Source organism: Agromyces litoreus, assembly GCF_040496015.1.
Taxonomy (GTDB): domain Bacteria; phylum Actinomycetota; class Actinomycetes; order Actinomycetales; family Microbacteriaceae; genus Agromyces; species Agromyces litoreus.
Genome location: NZ_JBEPKA010000006.1, coordinates 114,020 through 129,266, shown reverse-complemented (window position 1 = coordinate 129,266; position 15,247 = coordinate 114,020). Strand labels below are relative to the sequence as shown.

General features: G+C 71.1%; 14 protein-coding genes. 7 read left to right on the top strand and 7 right to left on the bottom strand.

Features of this window, described 5'->3' with window-relative positions:
- The first annotated feature begins 32 nt into the window (after window positions 1-32).
- The 6 genes from ABME01_RS06865 (at window position 33) to ABME01_RS06840 (ending at window position 4,526) form a co-directional block, all read left to right on the top strand.
- Complete coding sequence (locus tag ABME01_RS06865) at window positions 33-659, top strand: superoxide dismutase (protein ID WP_353827628.1); 627 nt, start codon at window positions 33-35, stop codon at window positions 657-659.
- A 96-nt stretch (window positions 660-755) separates the two neighbouring features.
- On the top strand, window positions 756-1,760 hold the full coding sequence (gene gap, locus ABME01_RS06860) for a type I glyceraldehyde-3-phosphate dehydrogenase (protein WP_353827627.1): 1,005 nt from the start codon (window positions 756-758) through the stop codon (window positions 1,758-1,760).
- Window positions 1,761-1,771: 11 nt separating this feature from the next.
- Window positions 1,772-2,986: a phosphoglycerate kinase gene (locus tag ABME01_RS06855; protein ID WP_353827626.1), complete on the top strand. Its 1,215-nt coding sequence runs from the start codon at window positions 1,772-1,774 to the stop codon at window positions 2,984-2,986.
- Window positions 2,977-3,765: a triose-phosphate isomerase gene (gene tpiA, locus ABME01_RS06850; protein ID WP_353827625.1), complete on the top strand. Its 789-nt coding sequence runs from the start codon at window positions 2,977-2,979 to the stop codon at window positions 3,763-3,765. The genes ABME01_RS06855 and tpiA overlap by 10 nt, the downstream gene beginning before the upstream one ends.
- A gap of 121 nt (window positions 3,766-3,886) precedes the next feature.
- Window positions 3,887-4,138 (top strand): preprotein translocase subunit SecG, encoded by a 252-nt coding sequence (gene secG / locus ABME01_RS06845; RefSeq protein ID WP_353827624.1) that lies wholly within the window; start codon window positions 3,887-3,889, stop codon window positions 4,136-4,138.
- Window positions 4,139-4,154: 16 nt separating this feature from the next.
- Window positions 4,155-4,526, top strand: coding sequence for an RNA polymerase-binding protein RbpA (locus ABME01_RS06840; protein ID WP_353827623.1), 372 nt, complete (start codon window positions 4,155-4,157; stop codon window positions 4,524-4,526).
- A 73-nt stretch (window positions 4,527-4,599) separates the two neighbouring features.
- Here ABME01_RS06840 and pgl read toward each other — a convergent pair whose 3' ends face one another.
- From pgl to tkt, 6 genes are read right to left on the bottom strand one after another with little or no spacing between them, the layout of a single operon-like run.
- Window positions 4,600-5,370 (bottom strand): 6-phosphogluconolactonase, encoded by a 771-nt coding sequence (gene pgl / locus ABME01_RS06835; protein ID WP_353827622.1) that lies wholly within the window; start codon window positions 5,368-5,370, stop codon window positions 4,600-4,602.
- Window positions 5,367-6,338 carry a glucose-6-phosphate dehydrogenase assembly protein OpcA gene (locus tag ABME01_RS06830; RefSeq protein WP_353827621.1) on the bottom strand — a complete coding sequence of 324 codons (972 nt, stop codon included), beginning with the start codon at window positions 6,336-6,338 and terminating at the stop codon, window positions 5,367-5,369. Before ABME01_RS06830 ends, pgl begins: the two co-directional genes overlap by 4 nt.
- Window positions 6,335-7,876, bottom strand: coding sequence for a glucose-6-phosphate dehydrogenase (gene zwf / locus ABME01_RS06825; protein ID WP_353827620.1), 1,542 nt, complete (start codon window positions 7,874-7,876; stop codon window positions 6,335-6,337). The genes ABME01_RS06830 and zwf overlap by 4 nt, the downstream gene beginning before the upstream one ends.
- A 12-nt stretch (window positions 7,877-7,888) precedes the next feature.
- Window positions 7,889-9,493 (bottom strand): glucose-6-phosphate isomerase, encoded by a 1,605-nt coding sequence (locus ABME01_RS06820; protein ID WP_353827619.1) that lies wholly within the window; start codon window positions 9,491-9,493, stop codon window positions 7,889-7,891.
- Entirely contained in the window at window positions 9,490-10,599 is a 1,110-nt protein-coding gene (gene tal / locus ABME01_RS06815) for a transaldolase (RefSeq protein ID WP_353827618.1), read from the bottom strand. The genes ABME01_RS06820 and tal overlap by 4 nt, the downstream gene beginning before the upstream one ends.
- Window positions 10,600-10,622: 23 nt before the next feature.
- Window positions 10,623-12,719, bottom strand: coding sequence for a transketolase (gene tkt, locus ABME01_RS06810; RefSeq protein ID WP_353827617.1), 2,097 nt, complete (start codon window positions 12,717-12,719; stop codon window positions 10,623-10,625).
- 282 nt (window positions 12,720-13,001) lie between these two features.
- Here tkt and ABME01_RS06805 point away from each other — a divergent pair, with 282 nt between their 5' ends.
- Window positions 13,002-13,922 (top strand): heme o synthase, encoded by a 921-nt coding sequence (locus ABME01_RS06805; RefSeq protein WP_353827616.1) that lies wholly within the window; start codon window positions 13,002-13,004, stop codon window positions 13,920-13,922.
- A gap of 253 nt (window positions 13,923-14,175) precedes the next feature.
- On the opposite strand, the gene ABME01_RS06800 is transcribed toward ABME01_RS06805, so the two are convergent.
- The gene (locus ABME01_RS06800; RefSeq protein ID WP_353827615.1) at window positions 14,176-15,114 is read right to left on the bottom strand and encodes a COX15/CtaA family protein; all 939 of its coding nucleotides are present in this window, start codon (window positions 15,112-15,114) and stop codon (window positions 14,176-14,178) included.
- Window positions 15,115-15,247 lie beyond the last annotated feature (133 nt).

Here is a 15,247-nt window from a genome sequence, read left to right as displayed (position 1 = left end):
CGGTACGACCCGGCCGCTGACAAGGAGAAGCAATGGCTGACTACACCCTCCCTGACCTCCCGTACGACTACTCGGCGCTCGAGCCGTCGATCAGCGGCACGATCATGGAGTTGCACCACTCGAAGCACCACCAGGCCTACGTGACCGGTGCGAACACGGCGCTCGCGCAGCTCGCCGAGGCGCGCGACTCCGGCAACCTCGCGAACGTGAACAAGCTCGAGAAGGACCTCGCGTTCAACCTCGGCGGCCACGTCAACCACTCGATCTTCTGGACCAACATGTCGCCCGACGGCGGCGACGAGCCGACCGGCGAGATCGCGTCGGCCATCGACGACCACTTCGGGTCGTTCGAGAAGTTCCAGGCGCACTTCACCGCCACCGCACTCGGCGTCCAGGGCTCGGGCTGGGCGGTGCTCGCCTGGGACTCGATCGGCCAGCGCCTGGTCGTGCTGCAGTTCTTCGACCAGCAGGCGAACCTCCCGGCGGGTGTCGTGCCGCTCCTGATGCTCGACGTCTGGGAGCACGCGTACTACCTCGACTACCGGAACGTGCGCGCCGACTACGTGAAGGCGTTCTGGAACATCGTCGACTGGGCGAACGTCCAGCAGCGCTTCCAGGCCGCGACCGAGCGGACTTCGGGCCTGCTGCTACTGTCATAGCGGATGGTGTCCCCGGGCGCCGTCCGGGGACACCGCCGTCCGATCGGATCCATCTCGATAGGCGCGTTCGCGCCCGTACCTACAGGGGAGATTCCTGTGTCAGTAAAGATCGGCATCAACGGCTTCGGCCGTATCGGCCGGAACTACTTCCGCGCCGCGCTCGCGCAGGGCGCAGACCTCGAGATCGTCGCCGTGAACGACCTCACCGACAACAAGACGCTCGCGCACCTGCTCAAGTACGACTCCATCACCGGGCGCCTCGACGCCTCGGTCGAGTACGACGACGAGAACCTGATCGTCGACGGCAAGGCCATCAAGGCGTTCGCCGAGCGCGACCCCGCGAACCTGCCCTGGGGCGACCTCGGCGTCGACATCGTGATCGAGTCGACCGGCTTCTTCACCAAGGCCGCCGATGCGCGCAAGCACCTCGACGCCGGCGCGAAGAAGGTGCTCATCTCGGCGCCCGCGACCGACGAGGACGCGACCTTCGTCATGGGCGTGAACGAGGACTCGTACGATCCGGACGCGCACCACATCATCTCGAACGCGTCGTGCACGACGAACTGCCTCGCGCCCCTGGCGAAGGTGTTCAACGACGAGTTCGGCATCGAGCGCGGCCTCATGACGACCGTCCACGCGTACACGGCCGACCAGAACCTCCAGGACGGCCCGCACAAGGACCTCCGCCGCGCACGCGCCGCCGCCATCAACATCGTCCCGACCTCGACCGGCGCGGCGAAGGCGATCGGCCTGGTGCTCCCTGAGCTCGTCGGCAAGCTCGACGGCTTCGCGCTGCGCGTGCCGGTCCCGACCGGTTCGATCACGGACCTGACCGTCACCTCCTCGCGGCCCGTCACGGTCGACGAGGTCAAGGCCGCCTACAAGAAGGCCGCCGAGGGTCCGATGAAGGGCATCCTCAAGTACACGGAGGACCCGATCGTCTCCAGCGACATCGTCACCGACCCGCACTCGTCGATCTTCGACGCGGGCCTGACGCGCGTGATCGGCGACCAGGTCAAGCTCTCGTCGTGGTACGACAACGAGTGGGGCTACTCGAACCGCCTGGTCGACCTCACCGAGTTCGTGGCCGAGCGCCTCTGAATCGAGACGACGTGACCCTCCGAACCATCGATTCCCTGGGTCCGCTCGCCGGCACGCGCGTCGTCGTCCGCTGCGACCTCAACGTCCCGCTCAAGGACGGGGTCATCACGGACGACGGCCGCGTGCGCGCGTCGGTCCCCACGCTCACGCGCCTGGTCGACCAAGGCGCCAAGGTGATCGTGATCTCCCACCTCGGCCGCCCCGACGGCGCGCCGGACCCGAAGTACAGCCTCGCGCCAGTCGCGGCTCGGCTCGGCGAGCTCCTCGACGCGCCGGTGGGGTTCGCCGCCGACACGGTCGGCGATGACGCCGCGGCCAAGGTCGCCGCGCTCGGCGACGGCGAGGTGCTCGTGCTCGAGAACCTCCGCTTCAACCCCGGCGAGACCAGCAAGAACGAGGCGGAGCGCACCGCGTTCGCGGGCCGGCTCGCCGAGTTCGCCGACGCCGTCGTCTCCGACGGCTTCGGCGTCGTGCACCGCAAGCAGGCGAGCGTCTACGAGCTCGAGCAGCTCCGGCCGAGCGCGGCGGGCCTCCTCATCGCCGACGAGCTCGAGGTGCTCGACCGGCTGACCGAGAACCCGCAGCGCCCCTACGTCGTCGTGCTCGGCGGCTCGAAGGTCTCCGACAAGCTCGGCGTCATCGAGCACCTGCTGCCGCGCGTGGACGCGCTCCTCATCGGCGGCGGCATGCTGTTCACGTTCCTCGCCGCACAGGGTCACGAGGTGGGCTCGAGCCTCCTCGAGGCCGACCAGATCGACACGGTGAAGGGCTACCTCGCCGACGCCGCGGAGCGCGGCGTCGACATCGTGCTGCCGACGGATGTCGTGGTCGCCGCGTCGTTCTCCGCCGAGGCCGACCACGTGGTCGCCGCGGCCGATGCGATCCAGGAGACGCCGTTCGGCGCTTCGGGCCTCGGCCTCGACATCGGCCCCGACACGGCCGCCGCGTTCGCCGAGCGCGTGCGCGGTGCGAAGACGGTGTTCTGGAACGGCCCGATGGGCGTGTTCGAGCTCGCCCCCTTCGCCGACGGCACGCGCGCCGTGGCATCCGCGCTCACCGAGCTCGACGGCCTCAGCGTCGTCGGCGGTGGCGACTCCGCGGCGGCCGTGCGGCAGCTCGGGTTCGACGAGGCCGCGTTCGGCCACATCTCGACGGGCGGCGGCGCGAGCCTGGAATTCCTCGAAGGCAAGAAACTCCCCGGACTGGAGGTCCTCGGATGGCAGTGACCCGCACCCCGTTCATCGCGGGCAACTGGAAGATGAACCTGGACCACCTCCAGGCGATCGCGTTCGTGCAGAAGCTCGCATGGAACCTCTCGGACGCCAAGCACGATCCGGCCGACGCCGAAGTGGCGGTGTTCCCGCCCTTCACCGACCTGCGGTCGGTCCAGACGCTGGTCTCGGCCGACGACCTGCCCGTCAAGTACGGCGCACAGGACGTCTCGGCGAAGGACTCCGGCGCCTACACCGGTGAGGTGTCGGGCGCGTTCCTGGCCAAGCTCGACTGCGCGTACGTGATCATCGGCCACTCGGAGCGTCGCACGATGCACGCGGAGACCGACGAGGTCGTCAACGCGAAGGTCGTCGCGGCCCACCGCCACGGCCTCGTCCCGGTGCTCTGCGTCGGCGAGACGGCGGAAGACCTGGAGCAGCACGGCGCGAGCGCCGTGCCCGTCGCGCAGCTCCGCGCGGCGCTCGAGGGCGTCGACGTCGCCGAGGGCCTCGTCGTCGCGTACGAGCCGGTCTGGGCGATCGGCTCGGGCCAGGCCGCGACGCCGGACCAGGCGCAGCAGGTGGCCGCCGCCCTCCGCGCGGTGCTCGCCGAGGTCGCCGGTGATGAACTGGCCGCCTCGACCCGCATCCTCTACGGCGGGTCGGTGAAGGCGGCGAACATCGCCGCATTCATGCGCGAGCCCGACGTCGACGGCGCGCTGGTCGGCGGGGCGAGCCTCGACCTCGACGAGTTCTCGAGCATCGTGCGCTTCAAGAAGCACGTGGGGGCCTGACCACCGGGCATCCACCGCGGCCGCCGCGCCGTCCGGCCCGCCCGAACGCGGGGTGGACGGGGCGGCGGCTATACTCGTTCAGCGGCATCGACTACCCCCTCATGCCCGGAAAGGTTTCACCGTGGAGATTCTCCAGGTCGTCCTGCAGGTCCTGCTCGGCCTCACGAGCATCCTGCTCACGCTCCTGATCCTGCTGCACAAGGGCCGCGGCGGCGGTCTCTCCGACATGTTCGGCGGCGGCATGACGTCCAGCCTCGGCGCGTCGGGGGTCGCGGAGCGCAACCTCAACCGCATCACGATCATCCTCGGACTCGTCTGGGTCACCTGCATCGTGATCCTCGGACTCATCACGAAGTTCGACGCGGGAATCTGACGGAGGCGAACGCAAGGTGGTTTCCGGAAACAGTGCGATCCGCGGCTCGCGGGTCGGTTCAGGTCCGATGGGCGAACAGGACCGCGGCTTCCACGCCGACCGCGTGGCGGTGAGCTACTGGGACGCCCAAGGCAACGAGACCGTTCGGCACTTCGCGGCCAACCTCCCGGAGGAGGAGATCCCCGACGTCATCGACAGCCCGTCCACGGGCCTGCCGGCCGGGCGCGACAAGGACAACCCGCCCGCGGTGGCGAAGACCGAGCCGTACAAGACGCACCTCGCCTACGTGAAGGAGCGCCGCACCGAGGAGGAGGCGGCAGCCCTGCTCGAGGAGGCGCTGCAGCAGCTCCGCGCACGTCGCGGCACCGCGTCGTCCGACGACGACTGACGCCGCACCGACGTACGACGAAGGGCCGCCCCATCGGGGCGGCCCTTCGTCGTACGGGTGAGGTGCGAGCGTCTCAGTAGTCGCGGGCGATGAGCGCCTCCGGCACCTCGGCGGATGCCTGTCGGTCCACGAAGAACACCGTGCGACGACGGCCCTTGATGCCGGCGACGGGCACCTCGTCGCGGCTCGCGCCGGCGAGCGCGAGTCCGAGCGCGGAGGCCTTGTCGGAGCCGGCCAGGACGAACCAGATCCGCTGCGACGCGTTGATCACCGGGCGCGTGAGGCTGAGCCGTTCGGGCGGCGGCTTCGGCGAGTTCCGGACCGGGATGACCGTGCGGTCGACGACCTGGATACCGGAGCGGTGGGGGAACAGCGAGGCGATGTGACCGTCCGGGCCGACGCCGAGGAAGACGATGTCGAACACCGGATGCGAGCGACCCTCCATGCCGAACCGCGCCAGCTCGGCGGCGTAGGCGTCGGCCGCCTCGTCGAGCGTCAGGCCCGCGTCCGAGGCCGGGAAGGGATGCACATTGCCGACGGGGAGGTCGAGGTCGTCGAGCAGCGCGTCGCGGGACTGCCGGTCGTTCCGGTCGGCGTCCCCGTCGGGGACCCAGCGTTCGTCGCCCCACCAGAAGTGCACGCGGGACCAGTCGATCGACGTGTGCGCCGGAGAGTGCCGGACCGCCTCCAGGACCGACGCGCCCATCGTCCCGCCGGTCAGCACCACGTGGACGGTCTCCTGCACGTCGAGGAGGTCGAGCACCTTCGTGATGAATCGGGCCGCGACCGACCCGGCGAGGGCGGACTTGTCGGGGTGGACGAGCACGCGCCGCTCGTTCGTCATGCAGTGACTCCTTCGTCGTCGACGGTCCGCCGTTCGGGGAGCAGACCGAGGCCCCTGGTGATCACCTCACCGTACAGTTCGTCGGGGTCCAGGCGGCGCAGCTCGTCCGCCAGACAGTCGCGCAGGCTGCGCCGGGGGAGGGCCACGTCGTGGACTGGCTGCCCGGGCTGGCGCAGCGTGGCGACGCCCGGGACGTCGCGGACCAGTTCGATGGTCCCGGTCTCCCGGCCGAGGTAGACCCCGCGGATCCCGTGCGAGCCGTGCTCGAGTCCGGTGAGCGTGCAGTCCGTCGAGGCCCCGAGCTGCATGGACAGCCAGGCGGCGAGGAGGGTCGTCGACGGGGAGTCGATCGACCCGGTCACGCGGACGTTGGTGACCGGCTCGTAGGGGGGCTGGTCGAGCACGGCGGCGAGCTGCGCGCGCCAGAGCGTCAGGCGCGTCCAGGCGAAGTCGGCGTCCCCCGGACGGTAGCTTCGGGCGAGGTGCTCGAGGGCCTGCTGGGGATCGGGCTGCGTGGACGCGTCGGTGATGCGCCGCTGCGCGATCCGCCCGAGGGGCGAGTCGCCGGGGATCTCGGGGGAGGCACCGGGCCACCAGGTCACGACCGGGGCGTCGGGCAGCAGCAGGCCCATGGCGAGGCTCTGCTCGTCGGCCGCCGCGTCGCCTCGGGCGCGCAGGATGATGACCTCGCTCGCGCCGGCGTCGCCGCCCACGCGGATCTCCGCGTCGAGCCGGCTCACGCGTTCGTCCGAGGGCGCGTCGCCGTCGGTCGAGATCACGATGACCCGCATCGGGTGCTCGCGCGAGGCGTCGTTCGCGGCCTCGATGGCCTCCTCCTCGCGGCCGCGCTCCGCCGCGATGAGGAGGGTCAGCACCCGACCGAGGGCGACGGCGCCGCCCTCCTCCCGGATCTTGACGAGGACCTTCGAGATCTGGCTGGTCGTGGTGTCGGGCAGTTCGACGATCATGGCCGCCTCCAGGTGCGTCCGTCACGGGCGAGGAGCTCGTCGGCCGACGGCGGTCCCCACGATCCTGGCGTGTACTGCTCGGGGCGCCCGCCCTCGGCCCAGAAGCGTTCGATCGGATCGAGGATCTTCCACGACAGCTCGACCTCCTCCTGGCGAGGGAAGAGCGGCGGGTCGCCGAGCAGCACGTCCAGGATGAGTCGTTCGTAGGCCTCGGGGCTCGCTTCGGTGAACGCGTGGCCGTAGCCGAAGTCCATGGTGACGTCGCGCACCTGCATTCCCGCACCCGGCACCTTCGAGCCGAACCGGATGGTGACCCCCTCGTCGGGCTGGACGCGGATCACGAGCGCGTTCTGGCCGAGCTGCGAGGTCTGGCTGTCGGCGAAGAGCTGCTGCGGTGCACGCTTGAAGACCACCGCGATCTCGGTGACGCGTCGGCCGAGCCGCTTGCCCGCCCGGAGGTAGAAGGGCACGCCGGCCCACCGTCGCGTGCCGATGAGGAGCTTCATGGCGGCGTAGGTCTCGGTCGTGGAATCCGGGTTCATCCCGTCCTCCTCGAGGAACCCGACGACCTTCTCGCCTCCCTGCCATCCGCCGGTGTACTGGCCGCGTGCGGTCGCCGCCGCGAGGTCGGCGGGCAGGCGCACCGCGCGCAGGATCTTCTCCTTCTCGGCGCGCAGGTCGGCGGCGTCGAACGAGATCGGCTCCTCCATCGCGGTCAGCGCGAGCAGCTGGAGGAGGTGGTTCTGGATCACGTCGCGGGCCGCGCCGATGCCGTCGTAGTAGCCGGCCCGGCCGCCGACGCCGATGTCCTCGGCCATCGTGATCTGCACGTGGTCGACGTGGTTGGCGTTCCAGATGGGTTCGTAGAGCTGGTTGGCGAAGCGCAGCGCCAGGATGTTCTGGACCGTCTCCTTGCCGAGGTAGTGGTCGATGCGGAACACCGCGTCGGGCGGGAAGACCGATGCGACCACGTCGTTCAGCTCGATCGCCGTCTTCAGGTCGGAACCGAAGGGCTTCTCGATGACGACGCGACGCCACTGGCCGTCCCTCTGCTCGGTCAGCCCGGAGCGCTTCAGCTGCTCGGTCACCAGCGGGAAGGACTTCGGCGGGATCGAGAGGTAGAACGCGTGGTTGCCCATCGTGCCGCGCTCGCGGTCGAGCGCGTCGACCGTTCGGCGCAGGCGCGCGAACGCCTCGTCGTCGTCGAACGTGCCCTGCACGAAGCGGATGCCCTGCGAGAGCTGCTGCCAGACGTCCTCGCGGAACTCGGTGCGCGCGTACTGCTTGACCGAGTCGTGCACGACCTCGGCGAAGTCCTCGTCCTCCCAGTCGCGGCGGGCGAAGCCCACGAGGGCGAACCCGGGCGGCAGGAGACCGCGGTTCGCGAGGTCGTACACCGCGGGCATCAGCTTCTTGCGCGACAGGTCGCCCGTCACGCCGAAGATGATCAGGCTCGACGGGCCGGCGATGCGGTTCAGGCGGTAGTCCTTCGGCGACCGCAGCGGGTTGCTGCTCGCCGTGATCTCGACCGGATCCATGGGTCCTCCAGGTCAGTCGATCGCGCCGCGGAGTGACGCGAGGTCGCGCGCGGGATCGGAGAGGGTCAACGTGAGCACCGGCCGCCCGTGCTCGGCGAGCACGGTCGCGTCGCCGGACGCCTGCGCGGCGATGAGATCGCCGAGGGTGAAGTCGCGTCCGGGGACGGCGAGGTCCTCGGCGGGCCGCTGCACGAGCTGCAGGAACACGCCGTTGGCGGGGCCGCCCTTGTGGTACTGCCCGGTCGAGTGGAGGAACCTCGGCCCCCAGCCGAAGGTGACCGGCCTGCCGGTCCGGGCCGCCAGCAGGTCGCGCAGCTCCGCGAAGCGCGGGTGCGAGACGCGATCGACGTAGGCGTGCACGGCGAGGTAGCCGTCGGCGGGGATCTCCTCGAGGAGCACCTCGAGGGCCGAGCCGAGGTCGCTGGCGGCGCCGATCACGTCCGGTGTCCCGCGCACCTCGATCCCGCCGGCGACGAACGCGGCCGGCGACGGCTCGGGTCGGGCCTGCAGCAGGCCGCGGGCGGCGGCCTTCGCCGACTCGACGTCGGGCTGGTCGAAGGGGTTGATGCCGAGGAGCCGGCCGGCGACGGCGGTCGCGTACTCCCAGACGAGGAACTGCGCCCCGAGGGTGCCCGACACGTGGATCTCGCCGTCGTCGCCGTGACGATGCCGGTCGGTCCCGGCGTCGTCCACGAGGCGGAGCACCTGCAGGTCGGCGGGTCGTCGCGCGAGCTCGGGCGCGCCCGTGCCGAGCACCACCGGGAGGATCCCGGTGCCGTCCTTCCCGGTGGACTCGGCGATGAGCTGCTCGGCCCAGTCGGGGAAGCCGACCAGGTGCGTCCCGTCGGTGACGATCGCGAGCTTGTCGCGTCGCGGGTCGGTCGCGGCGATCGCCGCGCCCAGCACGAGACCGGGGTTGTCGTCGGCGTCGAGTGCGAGCTCGAGCTCGATGGCCTCCGCCTCGTCGAGCAGTTCGTCGAGGTCGACGCCCGCGAGCCCCGAGGGCACCAATCCGAACGCGGTCAGCGCCGAATAGCGCCCGCCGACGTCGGGGTCCGCGGTGAACACCCGGTAGCCTGCCTCCCGCGCCGCCGCCTCGAGCGGCGAGCCGGGGTCGGTGACGACGACGATCCGCGTGACCGGGTCGATCCCCGCCTCGCGGAAGGCCTGCTCGTAGACGCGGCGCTGCGAATCCGTCTCGACGGTCGCCCCCGACTTCGAGGAGACCACCAGCGCGGTGCGCGCCAGCCGGTCGCCGAGGGCCGCGCGCACCTGGCCGGGCTCGGTGGAGTCGAGGACCGTCAGGTCGGCGCGTGCCGTTCGGGCGATCACCTCCGGGGCGAGCGAGGACCCGCCCATGCCCGCGAGCACGACGTGGTCGACGCCGCGTGCCCGCAGCTCGTCGCGGAGCGTGGCGATCTCGGCGACGAGCGGGCGCGAGACCGCGACGGCCTCGGTCCACCCGAGTCGCCGGGCCGCCTCCGCCTCGGCCGCCGCGCCCCACAGGCTCGCGTCGAGTCCGGTGATGCCCGTCGCGAGCCGCTCCGCCGCGAGCGAGGGGACGACGCGGCGCACCGCGTCGGCCGCCGGGCCGCTCACGGAGATGCGGACATTCACCGAGCCGACTCCAGTGCGGCGCGCACGGTGTCGAGGAGCTCGTTCCAGGAGACGACGAACTTGTCGACGCCCTCCCGCTCGAGCAGGTCGGTGACGTCGTCGTAGTCGACGCCGACGGACGTGAGCGCGTCGAGCACCCGGCCGGCCTCGGCGAATGCGCCCGTGATCGTGTCGCCCTCGACCACGCCGTGGTCGAAGGTCGCCTCGAGCGTCTTCTCGGGCATGGTGTTCACCACGCCCGGTGCGACGAGCTCCGTCACGTAGAGCGTGTCGGGGAGCGAGGGGTCCTTCACGCCCGTCGAGGCCCAGAGCGGTCGCTGGTGGTTCGCGCCCGCCTCCACGAGGGCGGTCGCGCGCGGTCCGCCGAACTCCTGCTGGTACAGCTCGTAGGCGAGGCGCGCGTTCGCGACGCCGGCTCGTCCCTTCAGGGCGAGCGCCTCGGGGGAGCCGATGGCCTCCAGGCGCTTGTCGACCTCGGTGTCCACGCGCGAGACGAAGAACGAGGCGACCGAGTGGATCGTCGACAGGTCGCGGCCGGCGTCCTTCGCCTGCTCGAGGCCCGTGAGGTACGCGTCGATGACCTCGCGGTAGCGGTCCAGGCTGAAGATCAGCGTCACGTTCACGCTGATGCCCGCCGAGATCGCCGAGGTGATCGCGGGCAGGCCCTCGCGGGTCGCCGGGATCTTGATCATGACGTTCGGCCGATCGACCTTCTCCCACAGGCGGTGGGCCTCCGCGATCGTCGCGTCGGTCTCGCGGGCGAGCCCGGGCGCGACCTCGATGGAGACGCGCCCGTCGACGCCGTCGGTGCGGTCGTAGACGGGAAGGAAGTGGTCGGCGGCGGCGCGCACGTCGTCCGTGGTGATCTCGAAGACGGCGCGGTCGACGTCGGCGCCGTCGGCCGCGAGCGTCGCGACCTGCTCGCGGTACGCATCGCCGTTGGCGAGCGCTCCGGCGAAGATGGTCGGGTTGGTCGTCACGCCGACGACGTTCCGCTCCGCCATGAGGCGCTCGAGGCCTCCGGAGGCGATGCGCTCGCGCGACAGGTCGTCGAGCCAGATGCTGACGCCGGCCTCCGAGAGGGCGGCGGTGGGAGTCGTGCTCATGATGTGGTCTCCTTCGTGCCCGGTCAGTCCGACGCGAGCGATTCCTTCGCGGCGGCGACGACGTGCTCGTGCGTGATGCCGAACTCGCGGAACAGGGTCTGGTAGTCGGCGGACGCGCCGAAGTGCTCGATCGAGACCGCGCGGCCGCGCGAGCCGAGGTAGCGGTTCCAGCTCATCGCCACGCCGGCCTCGACGCTGACGCGAGCCGTGACCGCGGACGGGAGGACGGACTCGCGGTACTCGGCCGGCTGCTCCTCGAACCATTCGAGGCTCGGGGCCGACACGACGCGCGCGGCGATGCCGTCGGCGGCGAGCTGCTCACGCGCCGCGAGGGCGACCTGCACCTCGGAGCCGGTCGCGATGAGGATCACGTCGGGCTCGCCCGATCCGCCTTCGGCGAGCACGTACGCACCCTTGGGGGTGTTCGACGCCGCCGCGAGCGTGTCGCCCGAGGCCGAGCCGTCGCCGCGCTCGAAGACGGGCACGTTCTGGCGGGTCAGTGCGATGCCGGCCGGACCGCCGCGGCGCTTCAGGATCTCGAGCCATGCCCACGCGGTCTCGTTCGCGTCGGCCGGCCGGACCACTGACAGGTTGGGGATGGCGCGCAGCGAGCTCAGCTGCTCGATCGGCTGGTGCGTCGGGCCGTCCTCGCCGAGGGCGACCGAGTCGTGCGTCCAGACGAAGATCGACGGGATGTCCATGAGCGCGGCCAGGCGCACCGCGGGGCGCATGTAGTCGCTGAAGATCAGGAACGTGCCGCCGAACGCGCGGGTCGGGCCGTGCAGCACGATCCCGTTCAGGATCGCGGCCATGGCGTGCTCGCGGATGCCGAAGTGCAGCACCCGGCCGTAGGGGTTGCCCGGGAACTCGTGGGTCGAGTGCTCGGTCGGGATGAACGAGGCGGCGCCGTTGATGGTCGTCAGGTTCGACTCGGCGAGGTCGGCCGACCCGCCCCACATCTCGGGCAGGTGTGCGGCGAGCGCGTTGATCACCTTGCCGGACGCGGCGCGCGTCGAGACGTCCGATCCGGCCTCGAACACGGGCAGCGCGTCCTCCAGGCCGTCCGGCAGCTCGCCCGCCTCGAGGCGGTCGAGCAGCGCCTTGCGCTCGGGGTTCGCCTCGGCCCAGGCATCGAACGAGGCCTGCCAGTCGCGCTTCGCCTCGGCCGCCCGGTCGCGCGCGTTCGCGCGCGTCCGCTCGATGACCTCGTCGGCCACCGCGAAGTGCTGCTCGGGATCGAAGCCGAGGATCTCCTTGGTCGCGGCGAGCTCCTCGGCGCCGAGCTTGGAGCCGTGGATCTTGCCGGTGTTCTGCTTGTTCGGCGCGGGCCAGCCGATGATCGTCTTCAGGACGATGATCGAGGGGCGACCGGTCTCGGCCTTCGCCGCCTCGATCGCCGCGTCGAGCTCGGGCACGTCCTCCACGTACTCGCCCGACTTCTTCCAGTCGACCGTCTGCACGTGCCATCCGTAGGCCTCGTAGCGCTTCGCGACGTCCTCGGTGAAGGCGATGTCGGTGTCGTCCTCGATCGAGATCTGGTTCGAGTCGTAGATGACGACGAGGTTGCCGAGCTCCTGGTGGCCGGCGAGCGAGGACGCCTCGCTCGTGATGCCCTCCTCGAGGTCGCCGTCGGAGGCGATGACGTAGACGTGGTGGTCGAACGGGCTCTCGCCCGCGGGGGTCTCCGGGTCGAAGAGGCCGCGCTCGTACCGCGAGGCGTATGCGAACCCGACCGCGGAGGCGAGTCCCTGGCCGAGCGGCCCGGTCGTGATCTCGACGCCGGCCGTGTGCCCGTACTCGGGGTGGCCCGGGGTCTTCGACCCCCAGGTGCGCAGCGCCTCGAGGTCGGCGAGCTCGAGGCCGTCGCCGGCGAGGTAGAGCTGGACGTACTGCGTGAGCGAGCTGTGGCCCGCCGAGAGGATGAAGCGATCGCGGCCGAGCCAGTCGTGGTCGGCCGGGTCGCGACGCATCACCTTCTGGAAGAGGAGGTACGCGACGGGGGCGAGGCTCATCGCCGTGCCGGGGTGGCCGTTGCCGACCTTCTCCACGGCGTCGGCGGCGAGCACGCGCGCCGTGTCGACCGCGCGATCGTCGATGTGGTCCCAGTGCAGAGTTGCCACGGGTTGCTGTTCCTTCCGGTCGTGACGGCGTCGGGGCCGCTCCATACGGCCGCCGACCCGCCGGGAAACGCGACGGCGCGGTGGAGCCCGGGACCGATCCGGACATGCGTCAGGTGGAGTGCACGTCGGATCCGCGCCGCCGGGCGCGCTGGCTTCAGTATATGGACTGGCCCGCCCACTGTGACGGGCCTTGACGCGTCCATCCGAGGGTCGGGGGATGGCCTAGAATCGAACGGGATGCGCGCGCCTCGTCCTTTCGGCGTGCCCCCGGAAGAGGAATGTATGCAGGCCGCGCCGACCGTCCGTGAAGCTCGACCGACGACGAGCGTGCGACGCAAGGTCGCCGCGTACGTCGCGCTCACGAAGCCGCGGGTGATCGAGCTGCTGCTCGTGGTCACGGCGCCGACCATGATCCTCGCCTCGAACGGGCTGCCCGACCTGTGGCTCCTGCTCGCGACGCTCGTGGGCGGCGCGATGAGCGCCGGGTCGGCGGGTGCGTTCAACTGCTACATCGATCGCGACATCGATCGCGTGATGAAGCGCACCAAGGGGCGGCCGCTCGTCACCGGCGAGCTGACCGACCGCGAGGCGCTGGTCTTCGCGTACGCGCTGGGCACGGCGTCGATCGTGTGGCTCTGGGTGTTCGCCAACTGGCTCGCGGCGCTGCTCTCGCTCGCCGCCATCCTGCTCTACGTCGTCTTCTACAGCCTCATCCTCAAGCGCCGCACCGCGCAGAACATCGTGTGGGGCGGCGTCGCCGGCTGCATGCCCGTGCTGATCGGATGGGCCGCGGTCACCGAGAGCCTCAGCTGGGCGCCGTTCATCCTGTTCCTCATCATCTTCCTCTGGACGCCGCCGCACTACTGGCCGCTCTCGATGAAGTACAAGGACGACTACGCCGCCGCCGGGGTGCCCATGCTCGCCGTCGTCCGCGGGCGCGCCCAGGTCGGCCTCCAGGTCATCCTCTACGCGTGGGCCACGGTCGCCGCGTCGCTGCTGCTGATCCCCGTCGCCGGCATGGGACTGCTCTACTCGAGCGTCGCGGTCGTGATCGGCGTCTGGTTCGTGGCCGAGTGCCACCGGCTCTACGGGCTCGCCGTGCGCGGCGAGGAGGTCTCGCCGATGCGCGTGTTCCACGGCTCGATCGTCTACCTCTCGCTGCTGTTCCTCGCGATCGGGATCGACCCGCTGCTGCCGGTCTGAGTCGCGTCGGGCGAATGGTCGGCGGCGCCGACCTCCCTCCGGCCGGTCCCTGCTGGGCGATCCGCGACCCGGCCCGCGGAGGGCTCCGCGGACCCACGCGGAGATCGCGAGCGCGCCCATGATCAGCGAGAAGACGTGAGCACGAACGTCTCGCACCTGCTCGGGAAGACCGGCTCGGCGAACCGGGTCGAGTCGGCGCGCCTCGTGCACCGGCTCGACGAGGATCGGTCGGCCGCCGGGGAGTGAGCTCCGCTCAGTCGGCGGCGGCCGCGACCGCCTGCGGGGCCTCCACGTCATCCGACGCGGTCGGGTGCGTGAGCGACAGCACCAGCACCGTCATCGTCGCCGCCGAGAGCGCCGCGAGCACCATGTGCACGCCGACCGCGACCGGCGGCAGCCCGTTGCGCGCCTGGTAGAGGCCCACGGCGATCTGCACGAGGACGATGCCGCCGAGCGTCAGGATCCACGGCAGGGGACGCAGCCGCTTCGCGGCGGCCCAGGCGGCGAGGACGACGACGAGGACCCCGAGCAGGTACCCGGGCCATGCGTGGACGTGCGCCAGCACCGTCGCGTCGAACCCCTGCCGGACGACGTCCTCGTCGCCCGAGTGCGGACCGGACGCCGTCGTCACGACGCCGACGAGGACCGTCACCGCCAGGACGAGGCTCGTCGCGTGGGTCAGGATCGCGAACCGCCGGGGGACCGCACGGGCGCGCGGCCCCTCGGGCGTGCTCATGCGCCGCAGGAACGCCGCCGTCAGGCACACGATGACGACGGAGACCGTGTAGTGGAATCCGACGAGCACCGCGTCGAGCCCCTCCCAGACGACGATCCCGCCGACGAGCGCCTGCACCAGGACCAGGGCGAGCACGAGCAGCGCCAGGCCGAACAGGTCGCGACGCGATCGACGCATCCGCCACACGAACAGCACCACCGCGACGGCGGTGAGCAGCAGCGGGCCGCTGATGGTCCGGTTCCCGAACTCGATGACGCCGTGGATCCCCATCTCCGGGGTCGGGGTCAGCGAGCCCGGCACGCACACCGGCCAGTCCGTGCACCCGAGTCCGGACCCGGTGAGTCGCACCGCTCCACCCGTGGCGATGATGAGCACGTTCAGCACGAACGAGAGCCAGGCCGCCACGCGCACGCGGCGGTCGATGCGGTCGGGCAGCCACGCGATGAGGCGGTTCACGCTGGTCGTTCCTGATCCGGATCGCGGTGGGAGGGCGCTGGGAGTCGGGCCCTCGGAACCGGTCGACCCTATAGACTTGGTTGGTTGATGCGAGTCGGCGCGCTCACGCGCGCGGCGCATCACCATTGTAGGT